Source organism: Roseibium sp. HPY-6, assembly GCF_040530035.1.
In the GTDB taxonomy this organism is placed as follows: Bacteria; Pseudomonadota; Alphaproteobacteria; order Rhizobiales; family Stappiaceae; genus Roseibium.
In genome coordinates, this window is record NZ_JBEWCD010000002.1 from 3,151,431 (window position 1) to 3,170,486 (window position 19,056).

The window sequence follows — 19,056 nt, forward strand, 5'->3', positions numbered from 1 at the left end:
AAGCAGAGCGTGATGCAACGAACACCGGCCACCGCAACGCAATTGATTGACGACGACAGGGTTCGAGTCACCCGTTTCGATTTCGAACCGGGTGCGGAAACCGGATGGCACCGGCACGAGATGGACTATGTCATCACCACTTTGACCGAATGCAAGATGCTGCTTGAGGAACCGGGCGGCGAAACCCGGGAAGTGGTCATTCCCGCCGGCACGGTTTACCGCCGCGACGAGGGCGTGGAACACAATGTAATCAATGGCGGGGACGCTCAGATGTCCTTCGTCGAAACCGAATTGAAATAGGAGATTTCCGATGGCTGCTCCGGGCGAAAACCTGAGGATCAATGCGGACCGACTGTGGGACAGTCTGATGGAAATGGCCCAGATCGGGCCCGGTGTGGCAGGCGGCAACAACCGGCAGACGCTGACAGACGTAGATTCCGAAGGCCGTAAGCTCTTCCAGAAATGGTGTGAAGATGCCGGAATGACCATGGCGGTGGACACCATGGGCAACATGTTCATGACGCGCCCCGGAACCGACCCGGATGCCCTGCCCGTTTACGTCGGCTCCCACCTCGACACACAGCCGACCGGTGGAAAGTATGACGGTGTCCTGGGCGTGCTTGGCGGTCTGGAACTTGTGCGTTCGATGAACGATCTCGGGCTTCAAACCAAACACCCGATTGTCGTGACCAACTGGACCAACGAAGAAGGCACGCGATACGCACCAGCCATGCTCGCCTCCGGTGTCTTCGCAGGCGTTCATACCCAGGACTGGGCCTATGACCGTGAAGACGCGGAAGGCAAGAAATTCGGGGACGAACTGAAACGCATTGGCTGGGTCGGCGACGAGGACGTCGGCTCCCGCAAGGACAAGATGCATGCCATGTTCGAACTCCATATCGAGCAGGGCCCGATCCTGGAAGCCGAGGGCAAGGATATCGGCGTCGTCACCCACGGCCAGGGCCTTTCCTGGACGCAGGTAACCGTCACTGGCAAGGACAGCCATACAGGGTCCACGCCAATGCCGATGCGCAAGAATGCAGGTCTCGGAATGGCAAAGATCCTCGAACTGGTTGACGAGATTGCCTGGTCGCACGCCCCGCACGCAGTCGGCGCCGCCGGTCATATCGATGTCTACCCGAATTCGCGCAACGTCATACCGGGCAAGACTGTATTCACAATCGACTTCCGCTCACCGAATCTGTCCGTAATCCAGGACATGGAAGAGAGGCTCAAGGCCGGCGCGAAGAAGATCTGCGACGACATGGGCCTTGAGGTCGAATTCGAGAAAGTCGGCGGGTTCGACCCGGTCGAGTTCGACAAAGGCTGCGTGGAGGCCGTACGCAGCGCAGCCGAGCGCCTTGGCTACAGCCACAGGGACATCATCTCAGGCGCGGGCCATGATGCCTGCTGGATCAACAAGGTCGCCCCGACGGCCATGATCATGTGCCCGTGCGTTGACGGACTTTCGCATAACGAGGCGGAGGAAATCACGCGCGAGTGGGCCAAGGCCGGCGCGGATGTGCTCTTCCACGCGGTTGTCGAGACAGCAGAGATCGTGGGGTAGTCGTTTGGATAAAGGCCCCGGATCAAGTCCGGGGCGGTAAAGCATATGCGGCGCCGTCCCGGCCATTTTCTAGAACCAAAAAGCCAAAACCAACCCCGCCGTCCCGGCCTTGAGCTGGGACCTAATCATCGCAACAAGCTACTGTCCGGGACCAAATCCACAAGCACTCAAAAAGGACCAATGACCCATTTCGTATACATTCTTGCAAACAAACCGCATGGAGCGATCTACGTTGGTTCAGCACGAAACTTGCGGAGTAGGATTGATCAGCACAAAGCGGGGATTCCCGGAAGCCACACGCAGAAATACAATATCAAGACGCTCGTATGTTTCGAGGTACATTCGGATACGCGAGAGGCGATACAACAGGAGCATCGCTTGAAAAAGTGGCGCAGGGAATGGAAGGAAGACCTGATCGGCCGGTTCAATCCGAACTGGAAGGATATCAGTGATCAGATACCGTTTTAGAAGACAGGCTTTGTGGACGTGGGTCCCGGATCACGTCCGGGACGGCATGAAAATAGATAGAAAGGCCCCGGAACTAGTCCGGGGCGGCGCTGCACGAAACAGAGAGAACAAAATCAAGTTGAAACCTAGCTGGAACATCTCTCTCCGCCGTCCCGGCCTTGAGCCGGGACCTGAAGCCAAAGCCAATAGATGTCGTCACGCCTCGAGGCGGGACCTAAACAGCAGCTCATAAAATCGTCCCGAACTCTGATCGGGACCTGAAAAGTGACCGCATGCGGCAAAAGTAAAGGGGAACAATGATGGCAAGCAAAGTGATCAAGGGCGGTACGGTTGTCACCGCTGACCTGTCCTATGAAGCCGATGTGAAGATCGAGGGTGGCAAGATCGTCGAGATCGGGCCGAACTTGTCGGGCGACGAGACGCTGGATGCGACCGGTTGTTACATCTTGCCGGGCGGCATCGATCCGCATACGCATCTTGAAATGCCGTTCATGGGCACGTTCTCCTCCGACAATTTCGACAGCGGTACCCGCGCGGCCCTTGCCGGGGGCACCACCATGGTCGTCGACTTTGCCTTGCCCTCACCCGGCCAGTCGCTGCTCGAGGCACTGCAGATGTGGGACAACAAGTCGACGATGGCCCACTGCGACTATTCCTTCCACATGGCGATTACCTGGTGGGGTGAGCAGGTCTTCAACGACATGCAGGAGGTCGTGCAGAAAAAGGGCATCAACACCTTCAAGCACTTCATGGCCTATAAAGGCGCGCTGATGGTGAACGACGACGAGATGTACGCTTCGTTCCAGCGCTGCGCCGAACTCGGCGCCCTGCCCCTCGTCCACGCCGAAAACGGTGACGTGGTCGCCAGCCTTCAGCAGAAACTGCTTGCCGAAGGCCACAACGGTCCGGAAGGTCACGCGCATTCGCGCCCGCCGGAAGTGGAAGGGGAAGCCACCAACCGCGCGATCATGATCGCCGACATGGCCGGCGTCCCGGTCTATATCGTTCACACCTCGTCCGAGCAGGCGCATGAAGCCATCCGCCGCGCACGCCAGAACGGCATTCGCGCCTATGGCGAGCCGCTCATCCAGCACCTGACACTGGACGATAGCGAGTATTACCATCACGACTGGGACCATTCCGCGCGCCGCGTGATGTCGCCTCCCTTCCGGGACAAGAAACACCAGGACTCGCTTTGGGCCGGTCTGGCCGCAGGCTCGCTCCAGGTCGTTGCAACTGATCACTGCGCTTTCACCACCGAGCAGAAGCGCACTGGCGTCGGCGATTTTACCAAGATCCCGAATGGCACGGGCGGCCTCGAAGACAGGCTGCCGATGCTGTGGACCTATGGCGTCAACACCGGTCGGCTGACGCCAAATGAGTTTGTTGCCGTCACCTCAACCAACATTGCAAAGATTCTCAATATCTACCCGAAAAAAGGTGCTGTTTTTGTCGGAGCGGATGCGGATCTGGTCGTGTGGGACCCGGAAAAGGAAAAGACGATCACGGCGGGCAATCAGCAGTCGGCGATCGACTACAACGTCTTTGAGGGCAAGAAGGTCAAGGGCCTGCCGCGCTACACGCTCACCCGTGGCCGCGTCGCCGTTGTGGATGGCACGGTCAACCACCAGCAGGGCCACGGCGAGTTCGTCCCGCGCGAGCCGTTCCACGCGGTCAACAAGGCGCTCAGCACATGGAAGGAACTCACCGCTCCGCGCAAGGTGGAACGGACCGGCATTCCGGCCAGCGGCGTTTGACAAATCGTGCAGGGTGCGTCGATGCGGCTGTCCGTATTGGACACACTCCGCGTCGCATCCTGCACGGGTTAAAATTGAAAAAGGGCATCAGGTAAGAGAATGTTGACCGCCGCTGAAATTGAAGACGGACTGGACGATGCGATGAAGGAACAGTCTAAGCGTGTCATCGACATAGACAAGCTGTCGCTGACCTTTCAGACCAATGACGGACCGGTTCATGCGCTTTCGGATATCGATCTGAAGATAGACGAAGGCGACTTCGTTTCCTTCATCGGCCCGTCAGGATGCGGAAAGACGACGCTGCTGCGCGTCATTGCCGACTTGGAACAACCGACAGCGGGGTCGATCACGGTCAACGGCGTTTCACCCCAGGAAGCCCGTCTCAACCGGGCCTATGGATACGTCTTTCAGGCGGCTGCGCTTTATCCCTGGCGCACGATTTCAAAAAATGTCGCTCTGCCGCTGGAAATCATGGGGCTCTCCAGGGCCGAACAGCAGGAGCGCATTTCGCGCAACATGGAGCTGGTCAATCTTGCCGGCTTTGAGCAGAAGTATCCCTGGCAGCTTTCCGGCGGAATGCAGCAACGCGCCTCTATCGCCCGCGCGCTTGCGGTCGAACCGGATCTCCTCCTGATGGACGAGCCCTTCGGTGCGCTTGACGAAATTGTCCGCGATCACCTTAACGAACAACTCCTTCAGCTCTGGGCGAAGACCAACAAGACCGTTGTCTTCGTTACCCACTCCATCCCGGAAGCCGTGTTCCTCTCTACCAAGATCGTCGTGCTCTGCCCGCGCCCGGGCCGCATCTACGACGTCATCGAGAGCGACCTGCCGCGCGAGCGGAACCTGGACATCCGCGAGTCCCCCGAGTTCCTGAAAATTGCACACAGGGTCCGAGATGGGCTCAGGGCCGGGCATTCCTATGAGGATTGAACCAGTCCAACAGTATGAGATCCGCAAAGCGAACCGCGGCGACATGCCAGCTTGTGGCCGGATCCTGAACGACTGGATTGATGAAACGCCATGGATGCCGCGCGTCAATTCGCATGAAGATGTTGTCCGACATCATTGTGAATTCGTTTTCGAGAACCGCACTGTTTTCATCGCCGACGTTTTGAAAACCGTCACGGGTTTTGCTGCAACCAGTTCCGACGGCTTTGTCACGGGTCTTTATCTGGCCAAGGATGCAAGAGGAAAAGGCATTGGCCGATCACTCCTCGAGCGACTGAAGGAAGAGAACCCCGACGGGCTCAAGCTATGGACCTTCGTTGCAAACGCAAGGGGTAGAAAGTTCTATGAAAGAGAAGGCTTCAACGAAGTGAGGCGCACTTCCGGGGAAAACGAAGAGAAGCTGCCGGACATTTTGTTTGCCTGGAGACCGGAATGCAAAGACCCCGATCACGGCAGCGACGGCAGTTTGACAAGGAAACACTCGGTCGATGCAGTTTGAGTCGCCTCTTTCCAAGCGCCTGAGCACCAGACAAACACATGACGGTCTGGTCATAACCGTGCGCGCGCAGATGCAGCACTTCGTCTTTGGCTTTCTTGCTTTCTGGATATGCGGCTGGACAGTCGGCGGGCTCTTTGCCGGTGGCAGCCTCCTCTCCGGTTTTTGGCAAGGCGAAACAAACCTGTTCCTGCTGTTCTGGATGGGCGGATGGGCTTTCGGCTGGCTGTTCGCGGCAACAACATTGCTCTGGATGCTGACTGGCAGGGAACACCTGATTGTATCGCAAACGAAGATAACTAAGAAGATCTCGATACTTGCGCTTGGCAGAACAAGGCATTTCAATCCCGCACACGTTACAAATATCAGAACGCAGGATTCAATTCGCACGACCGGCCGCAGGCAGAATATAGGTCTGCCAATCAAGGGCCATGGACGCGTCGCGTTCGACTATGGACAAAAGACCATTTCGTTCGGAACCGATCTGGACGATGCCGAGGCTGATTTCATCGTAAAAACAATGACGGACAAGTTGAACCGCAAGAGCGAGGCCGCATGACCGACACCGCCCTCCCGTCGCCCCGCGCCAATCTCAGCCCGTTTGCCGGGCTCATGTCCGGCACAGTCGGGCCGGTTACCGTGGTCGTTCTGGCCATCCTGGCGATCTGGTACATCGCGGCGGCTGCACTCAATACGCCGTTCCAGCAGGAAATGTATGAGCGTGCCGGGCAGGAACACGTCCAGTTCACCCAGCTCATTGCCGATACCTGGGCCCAGGAACGGCCGGTTCTGCCGGCACCGCACCAGGTCATTATCGAGATCTGGAACACCACTGTGGAGAAAAAGATCACGTCCAAGCGCTCACTGGTCTATCACAGCAGCATAACCCTCTCCTCAACGCTGCTCGGCTTTTTGATCGGAACGACGCTGGGCATTTTGCTCGCCGTTGGCATCGTGCACTCGCGTGTCCTCGACAAGTCATTGATGCCCTGGATCATTTCCTCGCAAACGATACCGATCCTGGCAATCGCCCCGATGATCATCGTGGTCCTCAACGCCATCGGCGTTTCCGGGTTGTTGCCCAAAGCAATGATTTCGACCTACCTGTCGTTCTTTCCGGTCACCGTTGGGATGGTCAAGGGCCTGAGATCACCGGAAGTCATCCACATGGACCTGATGCACACCTACTCCGCAACGCGGATCCAGGCCTTTTGGAAACTGCGCCTGCCCTACGCGGTACCTTTTTTGTTCACCTCCATGAAAATCGGCATGGCGGCCTCGCTCGTCGGGGCTATCGTCGGGGAGCTTCCGACAGGTGCTGTGGCAGGACTGGGCGCGCGCTTGCTGGCGGGCTCTTACTACGGCCAGACAATCCAGATCTGGTCCGCGCTCATCGTGGCCGCATTCCTGGCTGGCTCGCTCGTGGCACTGATCGGCATCATGGAAAAGGTCACGCTCAAACGGATGGGGATGGCGCAATGACACCGGCAACAGTCTCCAAGCGGCGTTTCGATATGCCCGCCCTCCTCGCCTGGTTCATCGTCGCAATGGTCATTGTCGGCCTGTTCAGCCGTATCTTCGAACCAGATCTCGGTGTTATGGATGTTCCACGCCTGTCGATTTGCCTGGTGATCCTCGGCATTGCCGCAGTCCGGTATGAGCTCGGCTTCATGCGTAACTGGATCGGAGATCTGATCCTCGGGCTCGTGACAGCGATCGCCGCCTGGCTATTGATCGGCGCTGCGTCCAGATATGAAGGTGAAGCAGCGCTGGGCTTCTGGGCACTGACCGCCGCAACGTGGGCCGCCTCGTGGCTATTTGTCGAAAGGCTGGCGATCTGGAGAACCGCCTCGCCGATTGCAACGCGGCTTGTCAATCTTGCCATCCCTGCCCTCTTCGGCGTCGCTATCCTGCTTCTTTGGGAAGTGATCGTCACCGGCGCCGGCGTCCCGAAGGTTCTTCTCCCGGCACCGTCGGAAATCTGGGTGCGTCTGGCCACGTCGGTACCGACTCTCTGGGCAGACTTTCAGCAAACCTTCCTGAAAGCCGTTCTGGCTGGTTACGCCATGGGCTGCGGGTCAGCTTTTGTCATAGCCATTCTCGTTGATCGCGTGCCGTTCCTCCGCCGCGGTCTTCTCCCCATCGGCAACCTCGTTTCGGCCCTTCCGATTATCGGCGTCGCGCCGATCATGGTCATGTGGTTCGGATTCGACTGGCCATCCAAAGCCGCCGTCGTCGTGATCATGACCTTTTTCCCGATGCTCGTGAACACGGTTTCGGGACTGGCGGCGTCCGATGCAATGCAGCGCGACCTGATGCGGACTTACGCCTCGAATTACTGGCAGACCCTTTTTAAATTGCGGCTGCCGATGGCAATGCCGTTTATTTTCAACGCGTTGAAAATCAATTCCACCCTTGCGCTTATTGGCGCTATCGTTGCCGAGTTCTTTGGAACGCCGATTGTCGGCATGGGTTTCCGCATCTCCACGGAAGTCGGCCGCATGAATGTGGATATGGTCTGGGCGGAGATAGCGATCGCGGCGCTCGCCGGCTCGCTCTTTTATGGCATTATCGCGCTCCTTGAACGGGCCGTTACCTTCTGGCATCCGTCGATCCGGGGATAGATTGCTCACCTGTCGCCCCGGATGTGCCAAAAGACAAAATCCGGGGTCCTGAAGTCGATATACCGGTGTTAAAAAATAGCCCTTAGCCAAGGACAGTTTGGCCCCGCCTTCTAGGTAGTGATCAACAGATTGGAGCAACGCCTTCATGACCCCCAGCCGCGACATTGCACGCCTTATCGAAATCATGGCAGCCCTGCGAACACCCGTCACAGGATGCCCCTGGGATCTGGTACAGACGTTTGCGACGATCGCGCCCTTTACCCTGGAGGAGGCGTACGAGGTCGCTGACGCCATTGCCAAGAACGACATGCTCGATCTTCGCGAGGAGCTGGGTGACCTGCTTCTCCAGGTCGTCTATCACGCCCGCATGGCCGAAGAAGAAGACCACTTCGATTTCGGCGACGTTGTGGAAGGTGTCACAAAGAAGATGATCCGCCGGCATCCACACGTGTTTGGAGACGAACACGGTGACAAGCCAGAGCTCGTGAAAGGCATTTGGGAGCGCATAAAAGCAGAAGAAAAGGCGGAAAAACGCGCCGAAAGACAAGCACTGGGTCTGGAAGACGGAACAAATGGGTTCCTGGATGATGTTCCGACGGCCTTCCCTGCGCTTCAGGAAGCGGACAAGCTGCAACGCCGCGCTTCCAAGGTCGGTTTTGACTGGAACGATGCCCGGCTGGTGCTCGACAAAATTCGCGAAGAGACGCACGAACTTGACGAGGAGCTCTCAAAGGCCGACCCGGACAAAGACCGTATCGAAGACGAACTCGGCGATACGCTCTTTGCGCTTGCCAATCTGGCGCGGCATCTTGATATCGATCCTGAGGAAGCGCTCAGGCGCACGAACAGAAAGTTCAGAAGCAGATTTCGCGCCATTGAAGAACATGCCGTGGAGACGGGGACAACTCTGGAAAGCATGAGCCTGGAGCAAATGGAAGCAACCTGGCAAAGCGCAAAAAACAATCAAAAGTAGATAATAGATTGCATAGTTAAATATCTGATAATAATAGCTTTAAAATATTTTTCTGTTCCGTAGCGGCAGAGCTGTGTAATACTGGTTGCAGTTGTTTGACAGGATAGTTTATGCGCTTGATTCGGTTTCTGTCCTATTGGTTTTTCGCAATCAGTCTTGCGGCCACGACTGCAGGCGCGGAAACCTGGAAGATCGCAAGTCCGGAATGGCCACCTTATGCCGGAGCGCAGCTTCCTGAAAACGGCCGCGCTATTGAAAAGCTGCGCACTATTTTGCGCAATGCAGGCGTAACGCTGGTCGTTGAGTTTATGCCCTGGTCACGGGCACAATCGATCGCGGCCTCAGCCGACTATGTCGGATATTTTCCTGCCCGGGAGCAAGATGTCTGCGAGGAGTTCGCAACGACGCATCCAGTGATCTTTTCAAAAGTCGGGGTCATCAAACGGGAAGAGACAACACTTGAATGGTCCGGGCTTGATGTTCTCTTTGAGAACTATCGCATTGGATTTGTCGCGAGCCACGTCTATCCGCCGGAAATACAACGCCAGATCTACCGTCACTACCAGCCCGAAGACGGAACCGAAAACGAAGAAGACTTGGCGCGCATTCTGTCCGCTGGACGCGTGGAAGCAGCGCTGATGGACCCGGAAGTGCTGTTTCATATCGCCGATCGATTGTCGTTGAACGGTATTGACCCCGACCCCAGGATCCTTGAACAGCTGCCCTTGGTGCTGGCACTCTTCAAATCGGAAGGTTATGAGCGCCGCATGAACCTTCTGAATGCGCTGCTGAACGAAGCCTCGGCGCAATGAAGGACTGACCCGGTCGGTTTTGACAGCCGAGCAGTTTCAAAAAATGTGCTGGTTTGCTACCTCAGGACTCAAATAGGATCCTGATCGCTGCATGACCCTTCACGACGACACTTCCGAAAAACGAAATCTGCCGGTACTGGCCGGGCAGAGCACGTTGGCAACTGCAGCCTGGATGATGGCAAGCCCGTCCATTGTCCTCACGTTTCTCGCCGTTTCCCTTGGAATGCCGGTCTTCATGGTGGGCGCGCTTGTGTCCATAAGGCAATTGGCCAGCTCGCTGACCGATATTTTTCTGTTCGACACGATTTCCCGTATCCGAAACCGGAAACTTGCGCTGTCTCTTGCAGACATAGCCCTCGCGGTGTGTTTCGGAGCAACCATCGTCGCCGTGCTCTTTGGCAGCAAATCTCAAACGATGGTTGTTTTTGTCGTCTGCGTCTTCGTGATGGGAATGATCGACGAGTTTCAGCAATTGTTGCTTACGGACTTCATTAGCGACAATCTCGCCTCCAAGTCGAGACTGACGCTCAAATACGTTCAAATGGCATTGGGAGGTGCATTCGCGGTCGCGCTCACCTGGGCCGCGCATGAATTGACACTTGAGCTGCTTCCCGTAAGCCGGCATTCGATTTTCGTCGCAATCGGCATCACGTGCTTCACGCTCTCAGCTTGCGCACTGCTGGCGGTTCAGGATCTGGCACCAAGACTGACACGCGAAGACACACCTATCAGGTCTCCGCTCAAGGCTCTTTCGAACTATTTCACCAACGTCTACAGCATGCTGCAGAATGGCTGGTTCCGGAAGTTCATTGCTTTGAGGCTTGTCTTTGCGAGCGTGGTTCTATCCGTTCCTTTCTTTTCGCTGATTTCGGCCGAGGCGCATCACACTTCGAACAGGGGCCTGACGGCACTTATAATTTCCTATGCTCTCGGATACATCGTTGCAGGACCATTGTGGGGCGCTCTCAACAGCATTTCACATCGCTTCGTGATGATGACAAGCGCTCTGATGATCGGCGTGGCCGGTTTGACGCTCGCGATACTGCACATCTATGACATCGATCATGACGTAAGGATCCATGCAGTCGCGATCTTCATTGTTACAGTCGCGGTCAGAGGTATCACTGCGGTTCTCAGCCTTTACTACATGGATATCGCGCCGAAGGATCAGCGTGTGAACGGGATTGCCGTTGCCCGGTCCTTCGTACGCCTTGTGATGATTGTCCTGTCGGCCGCTCTCGCTGCGATCGCGCATCTTCATGAGACTGTCTGGGCTATAATATTCATCACGTTTGCGAGCGTGATTGCGGCTATCGTCAGTGTGATCCTGACCGAAAAGCCTCAAAAAGGGAAAAGACAATAATTTGCAAAGCGCCGAGTGGTCTCTCTACCCGGCTTTTTTTGAAAGGCGACGACGTAGCCGCTATTCAGGGTTTTCGTCGAGCTCGTCCGGCAGAACAAAATCCGAAAACTGGTCCCGGAAGGGTCCGCGCTGCTTGTCTGAGACCCGCACGTCCGCGATCACGAATTCTTCCGTGTCATTTCGCTCAAGCACTTCGGACATCTGGTAAAGCTTTGCCAGGAGCGCGCCATCGGAAACGGGCAACCGGACACTCAAGATGTCGTCATGCTGCGCGATAAACGCATCGATCCTAGCGGAAAGCTGATCCACGCCTGCTCCGGTGAGAGCGGAGACGGAAACCGATCCATCGTCCGTCACCTCTTCGAGCAACTTCTCCCGGTATGCCGCGTCGAGGCAGTCGATCTTGTTCCAAACTTCGATGATAGGCGCGCCGGTGTGCGCATCCACACCAAGCTCTTCAAGCGTCTTCTTCACGTCTTGAGCTTGTGCATCCGTGTCCGGATGGGCAATGTCGCGGATATGAAGGATGAGGTCGGCCTCCAGAACCTCTTCCAGTGTGGCGCGAAACGCGGCGACAAGGTGGGTCGGCAGATCGGAAATGAAACCGACCGTATCTGAAAGAATGACCTCCTTACCATGCGGCAGCGTCACCTTGCGAAGGGTCGGATCCAGTGTCGCAAACAAAAGGTCTTTCGCGAACACTTCCGACTCCGTCAACCGGTTGAAAAGCGTCGACTTTCCAGCATTCGTGTAACCGACTAACGCGACCACGGGCTGAGGAATTTTCTTGCGTTTCTTGCGATGCAGTTCGCGTGTGCGCCTGACGCTTTCGAGCTGCTTCTGGAGGGCAATGATACGGTCCTGGATCTGGCGGCGGTCGGCCTCGATCTGGGTTTCCCCAGGCCCGCCCATGAACCCTGCGCCGCCACGCTGGCGCTCAAGGTGCGTCCAAGACCGGACAAGGCGGCTTTTCTGCCATGTCAGATGGGCAAGATCGACCTGCAGCCGCCCCTCCTTCGTACGGGCCCTGTCGCCGAAAATTTCCAGAATGAGACCCGTCCGGTCAATGACCTTGGTATGCAGCCTGCGTTCAAGGTTGCGTTGCTGAACCGGCGAAAGCGGATGATCGATGACAACGAGATCCAGGTCATCGCTCGCAACAATGCCGGCGAGTTCGGATACTTTTCCCTCACCAAACAAGGTCCCGGGCTTCGGGTTGTTCACCTTGACAACGCCAGAATGCAGAATTTCCAGATTAATTGCAGCGCTCAGCCCAATAGCCTCGTCAAGCCGTGCTTCCGGACTACGGTTGCCGCGCAGATCCTGCTGGCCACCCTCGCCCCGCAGCTGCAGGATCGGCTCAATGATCATCGCACGAAAGGGCTGGGGCAGCCGATCTACCCCAGTATCTTTTATTCTGAGTGTTTTGTGCCCCGGTTCTTCGCCACCGTTTGATTTTGAAAAATCGTCTGCGCGAGACTTCGGTTTCAATCAGCCAGCCTTTTCAGCGTTTTCCTCAGCCTGATCGAACAGTTGAACAGGACCGTTTGGCATAATTGTGGAAATCGCATGCTTGTAAACGAGCTGGGAATGACCGTCGCGCCGTAGGAGGACACAAAAATTGTCAAACCAGGTCACGACACCCTGCAATTTCACACCGTTGATGAGAAAAATTGTCAGAGGAGTTTTTTGTTTACGAACGTGATTAAGGAAAGTGTCTTGGAGATTTTGTGCGCGCTCAGCCATCAGTCTTTTTATCCTGTTAAATCCCCGGATGCGGCCGAGCATCCGGCGTATCGGCAGCTTACCGTCAAAAGCTCTTCAATTTCAAACGCTAAGGTTTGACGAACTGCCCGCTTTTTGTATTGCCCACCAGAAAGACCAGTCTGCCTCTGCTCTTTCAGTACCATTCATACAGCCATATTTGGCCAATCGAATCATGCCGTCTGCAAATCAGTAGCAGTATGGAACAGTTCGCGCAATCGGGTTGCGACAGATCCCGGGTGCCCGTTGCCGATAATTTTGCCATCAACCCGCGTTACCGGCATTACCAAAGTTGACGCAGCGGTGACAAATGCTTCCTTAGCTTCAAAGGCTTCTTCCAGACTAAATGGCCTTTCTTCAAAGGTCAGCCCTTCTCTTTGAACCAGGTCAAGCACAACAGCGCGGGTTATGCCGCGAAGGATCCCGCTTTCTGCCGGCCGCGTCACAAGCGCCCCGTCCTTCGTCACAATCCATGCGTTGGTCGACCCACCTTCAGTGACGTTGCCGTCCTGATCGGTGTACCACGCTTCCTTGCCGCCGTTTTCCTTTGCATGCTGTTTGGCCAGCACATTTGGTAAAAGTGCCACTGTCTTGATATCTACGCGAGGCCATCTGTTTTCCGGATAGCTTACGACGGCAATTCCCTTTTCAGCTTGCGTTTCAGCCGCGAGCGGATTTGTCGACTTCGCCGTGACAACAATAGAGGGCGCAACGTCTTCAGATGGGAAAAAGTGGTCCCGCTTGGCAACACCGCGTGTCACCTGAATATAAACAAGCCCGTTTACAACCCGATTGCGCCGTATAACCTGCCGCAGCACGAACTCCACTGCGCTGCGTGAGATCGGCCAGTCAATCTTAAGTTCGCCCAAGGATCTGCCGAGGCGGTCCAGATGTCTTGGCATGTCGACAATCTTGCCGCGCCAGACTTCGCAGACTTCATAGACACCATCGGCGAACTGGTACCCGCGATCTTCCACGTGCACCGCAGCATCGGCGTGCCGCACATACTGGCCGTTGACATAGGCGATCCGGCTCATGAGCCCTCCAAACGAAATACAAACCAAGCCAGCCAACTGGCCTTTAACGCAGTTTTGAACGTTCGGTCAGGTATTTGCAAGGTCAGAAAAGACACAAATAGCCCTAAAAAAAGTCAAGACTGACCCGGAACATTTGCTCGACCTGCCTCACGCGGTTCGCCACTGCAAAAATGACAATCCGATCCTGTGCCTGAATCTGAAGCTCCCCGTTCGGCGTGAGGACTTCGCCACCTCGAAAAACGGCCCCTACCCGGATGCCGGACGGCAAGTCAATTACGCGCAATGGCTTGCCAACCAATGGTGAGGTGTCGAGGGCTTCCGCCTCGACTATTTCTGCAGCCCCGTTCTGGAGAGAATGGACACCGCGGATACGGCCTCGGCGCACATGCTGCAGGATGCGGGAAATTGTTACGGCACGCGGATTGATGAACGCATCGATCCCAAGCGCATTTGCAAATGCCGGGTAACTTGGATTGTTCAGGAGCGACAAAGAGCGTCTGCAGCCGAGTTTCTTTGCCATGACGGACGACAAGATGTTGACCTCGTCCTCATTGGTAAGTGCGACCATCGTGTCCGCGTCGCCTGCGTCCGCCTCGTTGAGGATGATCTGGTCCAGAGCGCTGCCGTGCAGAATAACGGAGCGCTTGAGATCGTCGGCGACCGACATGGCCCGTTCTCGCGAGGCCTCGATCAGTTTGATCTTTGTGCCCGTTTGGCGTTGTTCGAGTGCCTTGGCGACATAGAGCCCGATATTGCCGCCACCCGCGATGATAACCTTGGCAGCCTCCGGTTCCTCATGACCAAAGATGCTGAGCGTCCTGCGCACCTGGTCACGCCTCGCGACGACATAGGCCAGATCGCCTGTCAGGATTGAATCGCTGCTTTTGGGTACGAACAGCCGATTGTTCCGATAGAGCCCGACAACCACCGCACCCAGATCAGGAAAAAGTTCCGTCAGCTGCCGTAGAGGCGTATCGACGACGGGGCAATCCTCTTCACACATGATCCCGACAACGACGACCTGGTCGTCCGCAAAACGAACCGTTTCCACAGCACCCGGCAACGCAAGGCGCCGCAGGACCATTTCACCCACCTCGATTTCAGGTGAAATGATCACGTCGATCGGCATGTTGTCGCGCGAAAAGAGGTTGCGCCAACGGCCCTGAAGGTAGGACTGGGCGCGAATGCGGGCAACCTTGGTCGGCACGTTGAACAAGGAGTGGGCCACCTGGCAGGCAACCATGTTGACCTCGTCATAGAGCGTTACGGCGACGATCATATCCGCTTCTTCGGCACCCGCCTGTGCAAGTATATCGGGATGCGCGCCGTGCCCGACAAAGCCGCGCACATCGAGTTGGTCACCGATCGCATTGATCAGTTGCGGCGAGGAATCGATCACAGAGACATCGTTCTGCTCCGCCGCAAGGCGCTCGGCAATGCCGTAGCCGACCTGGCCTGCACCGCAAATGACGATTTTCATGGGAAGACCCCTTTCCCGCTAGACAATGGCACGACCGGTTATCATCGCTTTCATGTCATTCCGAGGGTTTTTAGTTTTCGGTGCAGGGCGGACCGTTCCATGCCGACAAACTCTGCGGTCCGTGAGATGTTGCCGTCAAAACGCTTGATCTGCGCCTGCAGATATTCGCGCTCAAAAATTTCCCGCGCTTCGCGGAGCGGCACGGACATCAGATGTTCACCGGTTCCAGATGTCGGCAGGTTGGGAAGCGTTTCACCTATCTCGGCAGGCAGAAGATCCGCGGTGATCGTGCTGTCAGGCTCTCCCCGGCTCAGGATCATCAGCCGCTCGACGTTGTTGCGCAACTGACGCACGTTTCCGGGCCAGTCATGCGTTTGCAGTACCGCCATCGCGTCATCACCGATCGGCCGAAGCGGAATTCCGGACGCTCCTGAGATCTGTTCCATGAAATGATGCACAAGCACCGGAATATCTTCCCTGCGTTCGGCCAGACCGGGAACGCGAAGCGGCACAACGCTCAAGCGGTGATAAAGATCCTGACGGAAAAGACCGGACGCAATATGTTCTTCAAGGTTCTTGGACGTTGAAGACAGGATCCTGATGTCGACTTGCACCTTTTGCGTTCCGCCGACGCGGGCAAAACTCTGCTCAACGAGAACGCGCAGAATCTTGCCCTGGGTTTCCGCGGGCATGTCAGCAACTTCATCCAGGTAAAGCGTACCGCCATGCGCTTCTTCCAGCGCGCCGATCTTTCTGAGATTTCCGTTTTCGTCTTCAATGCCGAACAGCTCTTCTTCCATGCGGGACGGCGTGATGGTCGCCGCATTCAGGACAACAAAAGGGCTTTTGGTGCGTGGCGACTGATCATGGATCATCCGTGCCGCGCGCTCCTTTCCGGACCCCGAAGGACCGACAATCAGGATGCGGCTGTTGGTGCCGGCGATCTTCTGGATCGTCTGGCGTAAATTATGTGCCGCAGAAGACGCTCCTATGATCTCACTGGTCTCACCGCTCCGCTGCTTGAGGTCACGGATCTCGCGCTTCAGGCTGGACGCTTCAAGAGCACGCTCGACGATGTGTATCAGTCGATCGGCCTTGAACGGCTTTTCGATGTAATCATACGCGCCGCGTTTGATCGCCGAGACCGCCGTTTCGATGTTTCCGTGACCTGAAATGATCACTACCGGCAGATCCGGGTCTGTCTCCTTGAAGACATCGAGCAGCGCAAGGCCGTCCAGGCGGCTTCCCTGCAGCCAGATGTCCAGGATCACAAGAGACGGCTTGCGCTCCTTGACCGCAGCAAGAGCGCTGTCGGAATCATGCGCTGTCCGCGTCCCGTAACCATCATCATCCAGGATACCTGCAATCATTTCCCGGATATCGGTTTCATCGTCTACGACAAGAATATCATGCGCCATGAGCTGTAACTGCTTGCTCTTGTTCATCACTCTCCAGTTCGATCTCGGCATGAGCTGCCAGGGTCAAACGCACGAGAGTGCCTGTTTCGTCAGGGGTTGATTTGGGGGCATCGAGCAATTCGACGCCGCCACCATGGTCTTCCAGAATTTTGCGGACAATCGCGAGGCCGAGACCCGTACCTTTTTCACGCGTCGTCATATAAGGCTCAAGCAACCTGCTCCTGTTTTCCTCAGGCAGCCCTATGCCATTGTCGATCACATCGACAACGATGCGATCCGAGTTGTTTGCGTCCTGTTCGTAGAGGTGGACCGTCACGCTTCCTTTCGGCAGGTCCTCCCCGGTGCGCGCGCCAACGGCTTCGGTTGCGTTCTTTACGACATTCGTCAGGGCCTGACCGATCAGTCTTGGATCGAACACCGCCTTGACAGGTTCGCTCGGCACATCAGCGCTGACGGAGATCTCAGGATTGGCAACCGACTGCATGAAGGCAGCGTCGCGGACGGCTTCGCGCAAATCACCCGAGACCTTGTTTGGTTTGCGCATCCTTGCAAAAGACGAAAACTCATCCACCATTTGCCCGATATCGCCGACTTGGCGGACAATCGTATCAATGCACTGATCGAAAACCTGCCGGTCTTCCTCGATCCGCTTGCCGTAACGACGTCTGATCCTCTCAGCCGACAACTGGATAGGCGTCAGCGGGTTCTTGATCTCATGCGCAATCCGGCGGGCAACATCGGCCCATGCCGAGTTACGCTGCGCGGAAACGAGGTCGGTAATGTCGTCAAGCGTGATCACGAAGCCATGCTCGCGGCGCGTGGACTGTTCGCTTGTGATCCTGACGTTCAGGGTTCTCAAGCGACCGCCCCGCGTTACCTCAACTTGGGTTTCCGGCAATTTCTCCGTATCGTTTGCCAGGGCATTATCGATATATTCCGCCAGTTCCGGCACGACTTCGCTCAAGTGCTTGTTCAGGATCTGAACCTCGTCGAGCTGGAGCAGTTCCAGAGCCGATCGGTTGATCAGCATGATCGAGGCTTCATCGTCAACGCCGATAACTCCGGTTGATACGCCGGACAGCACTGCCTCGTTGAACCTGCGTCGGCGATCGATCTGTTCGTTCGCGGCAAGAAGCGCATCTCTCTGTCCGAGCAGCTGTCCTGTCATCTTGTTGAACGTAAGTCCGAGGTTCGTAAGGTCGCCACCGGATTTTTCCGTATGCACCTTTACGGCCAAGTTGCCCTTCGCCACTTCATCCGCCGCAGAGATCAGCACCCTGATCGGCGAAACCAATCGGTTCGCAAACCCGAATCCGATCCAGATCGCAGAAAGGAGCAGGATCAGCGCGACACCGAGATAAACGAAAGCGAAAGCGATCTGCACACCGAAACGGCTGTTTTCCATTTGCTGATATTGCGAGGCGCCCGTCTCCGCGAGCCTCAGATATTCAACAACGCGTGGATCAATGACCCGCACCGCATAAAGATAGAAATTCTCATACGCGGAGAGCTTCATGACGCCGCCGACAAGATTGGAACTACCGGGTGCGATCAATATGGGATCGCCGGACTGGGCCTTGAAAAAGCTGTCGGCTGGGGGCAAAGGGATCTGGGCATTCGGATCGAGGATGACGCGGGTGACGACATCTCCCTTTTCGTCCAGAATCATGGCTCCAAGTATGCCGCGCAGCGAAACCTGGGTTGCAAAAAACTGATCGAAGCGGGTGGGCTCGAATTCATAGATCGCCTTGGCACGATCGATATCCTTCGTCATGGCGATCAGATCGCCGCGCAGAACTCTGGCGTGTTCCTGAAGATACGCCTGTGCCACCGTTAGCGCGTTATCTATGATTTGACGTGTGCGATCCTCGAACCAGCGATCCAGCCCCCTGTCGAGCGTGACTGCCGCGAGAATTGCCATCATGACGGCAGGTACCGCCGCCACCAGGCTGAATAGCGCGACAACGCGCACGTGGAGACGTGCCGCAGCGCGGCCTCGGCGCCTTGCCTGCCAGAGCTTCAGGATCTCAACAGAAACGACACCCAACAGAACGGCGGCAAGGGCGCCGTTGATGGCCATTGCCGTCATGATGACGTCGCGCGTCGGATCTATCGAGGTCAGCCCCATCAAGATGAAAAAGGTCACCGCGATAGAAATCAGTGCGACGACCATCACAGCGAGACCAGCCCGCCGCCACAGCTTGCCTGAAGAGCTCGATTGCACAACAGATTGCTGAACTGTTTCCAGTATCATGCAGCCTCAAGAAAAAGGTTCACCGCCAGAGACCGGCGGCGGTATAGAAATTTGCTGCAAACTTATCACACAATGTTGCGAAATTGCGACAG

At 56.3% G+C, this 19,056-nt stretch carries 18 protein-coding genes; 12 read left to right on the plus strand and 6 right to left on the minus strand.

Annotation, left to right across the window (positions count from 1 at the left end; translation table 11 throughout):
• Nucleotides 1-12 precede the first annotated feature (12 nt).
• The 12 genes from ABVF61_RS25550 (at nucleotide 13) to ABVF61_RS25605 (ending at nucleotide 11,011) form a co-directional block, all read left to right on the plus strand.
• Entirely contained in the window at nucleotides 13-300 is a 288-nt protein-coding gene (locus ABVF61_RS25550; RefSeq protein ID WP_353996339.1) for a cupin domain-containing protein, read from the plus strand.
• Nucleotides 301-310: 10 nt separating this feature from the next.
• Nucleotides 311-1,567, plus strand: coding sequence for a Zn-dependent hydrolase (locus ABVF61_RS25555; protein ID WP_353996340.1), 1,257 nt, complete (start codon nucleotides 311-313; stop codon nucleotides 1,565-1,567).
• A 180-nt stretch (nucleotides 1,568-1,747) separates the two neighbouring features.
• Nucleotides 1,748-2,035: a GIY-YIG nuclease family protein gene (locus ABVF61_RS25560; RefSeq protein WP_353996341.1), complete on the plus strand. Its 288-nt coding sequence runs from the start codon at nucleotides 1,748-1,750 to the stop codon at nucleotides 2,033-2,035.
• Nucleotides 2,036-2,334: 299 nt separating this feature from the next.
• Entirely contained in the window at nucleotides 2,335-3,792 is a 1,458-nt protein-coding gene (hydA, locus tag ABVF61_RS25565; RefSeq protein ID WP_353996342.1) for a dihydropyrimidinase, read from the plus strand.
• A gap of 141 nt (nucleotides 3,793-3,933) precedes the next feature.
• Nucleotides 3,934-4,725 carry an ABC transporter ATP-binding protein gene (locus tag ABVF61_RS25570; RefSeq protein ID WP_353996498.1) on the plus strand — a complete coding sequence of 264 codons (792 nt, stop codon included), beginning with the start codon at nucleotides 3,934-3,936 and terminating at the stop codon, nucleotides 4,723-4,725.
• A complete protein-coding gene (locus ABVF61_RS25575) occupies nucleotides 4,715-5,242 on the plus strand; it encodes a GNAT family N-acetyltransferase (protein ID WP_353996343.1) in 528 nt (175 codons plus the stop codon). Before ABVF61_RS25570 ends, ABVF61_RS25575 begins: the two co-directional genes overlap by 11 nt.
• Nucleotides 5,232-5,798, plus strand: a complete 567-nt coding sequence (locus tag ABVF61_RS25580; RefSeq protein WP_353996344.1) for a hypothetical protein — start codon at nucleotides 5,232-5,234, stop codon at nucleotides 5,796-5,798. Before ABVF61_RS25575 ends, ABVF61_RS25580 begins: the two co-directional genes overlap by 11 nt.
• A complete protein-coding gene (locus ABVF61_RS25585; RefSeq protein ID WP_502949993.1) occupies nucleotides 5,795-6,721 on the plus strand; it encodes an ABC transporter permease in 927 nt (308 codons plus the stop codon). Before ABVF61_RS25580 ends, ABVF61_RS25585 begins: the two co-directional genes overlap by 4 nt.
• Nucleotides 6,718-7,863, plus strand: a complete 1,146-nt coding sequence (locus tag ABVF61_RS25590) for an ABC transporter permease (protein ID WP_353996345.1) — start codon at nucleotides 6,718-6,720, stop codon at nucleotides 7,861-7,863. Before ABVF61_RS25585 ends, ABVF61_RS25590 begins: the two co-directional genes overlap by 4 nt.
• Before the next feature lie 145 nt (nucleotides 7,864-8,008).
• Nucleotides 8,009-8,836, plus strand: a complete 828-nt coding sequence (mazG, locus tag ABVF61_RS25595; protein WP_353996346.1) for a nucleoside triphosphate pyrophosphohydrolase — start codon at nucleotides 8,009-8,011, stop codon at nucleotides 8,834-8,836.
• 110 nt (nucleotides 8,837-8,946) lie between these two features.
• Nucleotides 8,947-9,648: a transporter substrate-binding domain-containing protein gene (locus ABVF61_RS25600; protein WP_353996347.1), complete on the plus strand. Its 702-nt coding sequence runs from the start codon at nucleotides 8,947-8,949 to the stop codon at nucleotides 9,646-9,648.
• 91 nt (nucleotides 9,649-9,739) lie between these two features.
• On the plus strand, nucleotides 9,740-11,011 hold the full coding sequence (locus tag ABVF61_RS25605; protein ID WP_353996348.1) for an MFS transporter: 1,272 nt from the start codon (nucleotides 9,740-9,742) through the stop codon (nucleotides 11,009-11,011).
• A 60-nt stretch (nucleotides 11,012-11,071) separates the two neighbouring features.
• On the opposite strand, the gene hflX is transcribed toward ABVF61_RS25605, so the two are convergent.
• From hflX to ABVF61_RS25635, 6 genes are all read right to left on the minus strand, one after another.
• Nucleotides 11,072-12,502, minus strand: coding sequence for a GTPase HflX (gene hflX / locus ABVF61_RS25610; RefSeq protein ID WP_502949994.1), 1,431 nt, complete (start codon nucleotides 12,500-12,502; stop codon nucleotides 11,072-11,074).
• Nucleotides 12,503-12,760, minus strand: coding sequence for an RNA chaperone Hfq (gene hfq, locus ABVF61_RS25615; protein WP_172670818.1), 258 nt, complete (start codon nucleotides 12,758-12,760; stop codon nucleotides 12,503-12,505).
• Nucleotides 12,761-12,948: 188 nt separating this feature from the next.
• Nucleotides 12,949-13,812 carry a D-amino-acid transaminase gene (locus ABVF61_RS25620; RefSeq protein WP_353996349.1) on the minus strand — a complete coding sequence of 288 codons (864 nt, stop codon included), beginning with the start codon at nucleotides 13,810-13,812 and terminating at the stop codon, nucleotides 12,949-12,951.
• 103 nt (nucleotides 13,813-13,915) lie between these two features.
• Entirely contained in the window at nucleotides 13,916-15,292 is a 1,377-nt protein-coding gene (gene trkA / locus ABVF61_RS25625) for a Trk system potassium transporter TrkA (RefSeq protein WP_299484112.1), read from the minus strand.
• A gap of 50 nt (nucleotides 15,293-15,342) precedes the next feature.
• Nucleotides 15,343-16,710 carry a nitrogen assimilation response regulator NtrX gene (gene ntrX, locus ABVF61_RS25630; protein WP_353996501.1) on the minus strand — a complete coding sequence of 456 codons (1,368 nt, stop codon included), beginning with the start codon at nucleotides 16,708-16,710 and terminating at the stop codon, nucleotides 15,343-15,345.
• Nucleotides 16,700-18,964, minus strand: coding sequence for a sensor histidine kinase NtrY-like (locus ABVF61_RS25635; protein ID WP_353996350.1), 2,265 nt, complete (start codon nucleotides 18,962-18,964; stop codon nucleotides 16,700-16,702). Before ABVF61_RS25635 ends, ntrX begins: the two co-directional genes overlap by 11 nt.
• Between the last annotated feature and the right edge of the window lie 92 nt (nucleotides 18,965-19,056).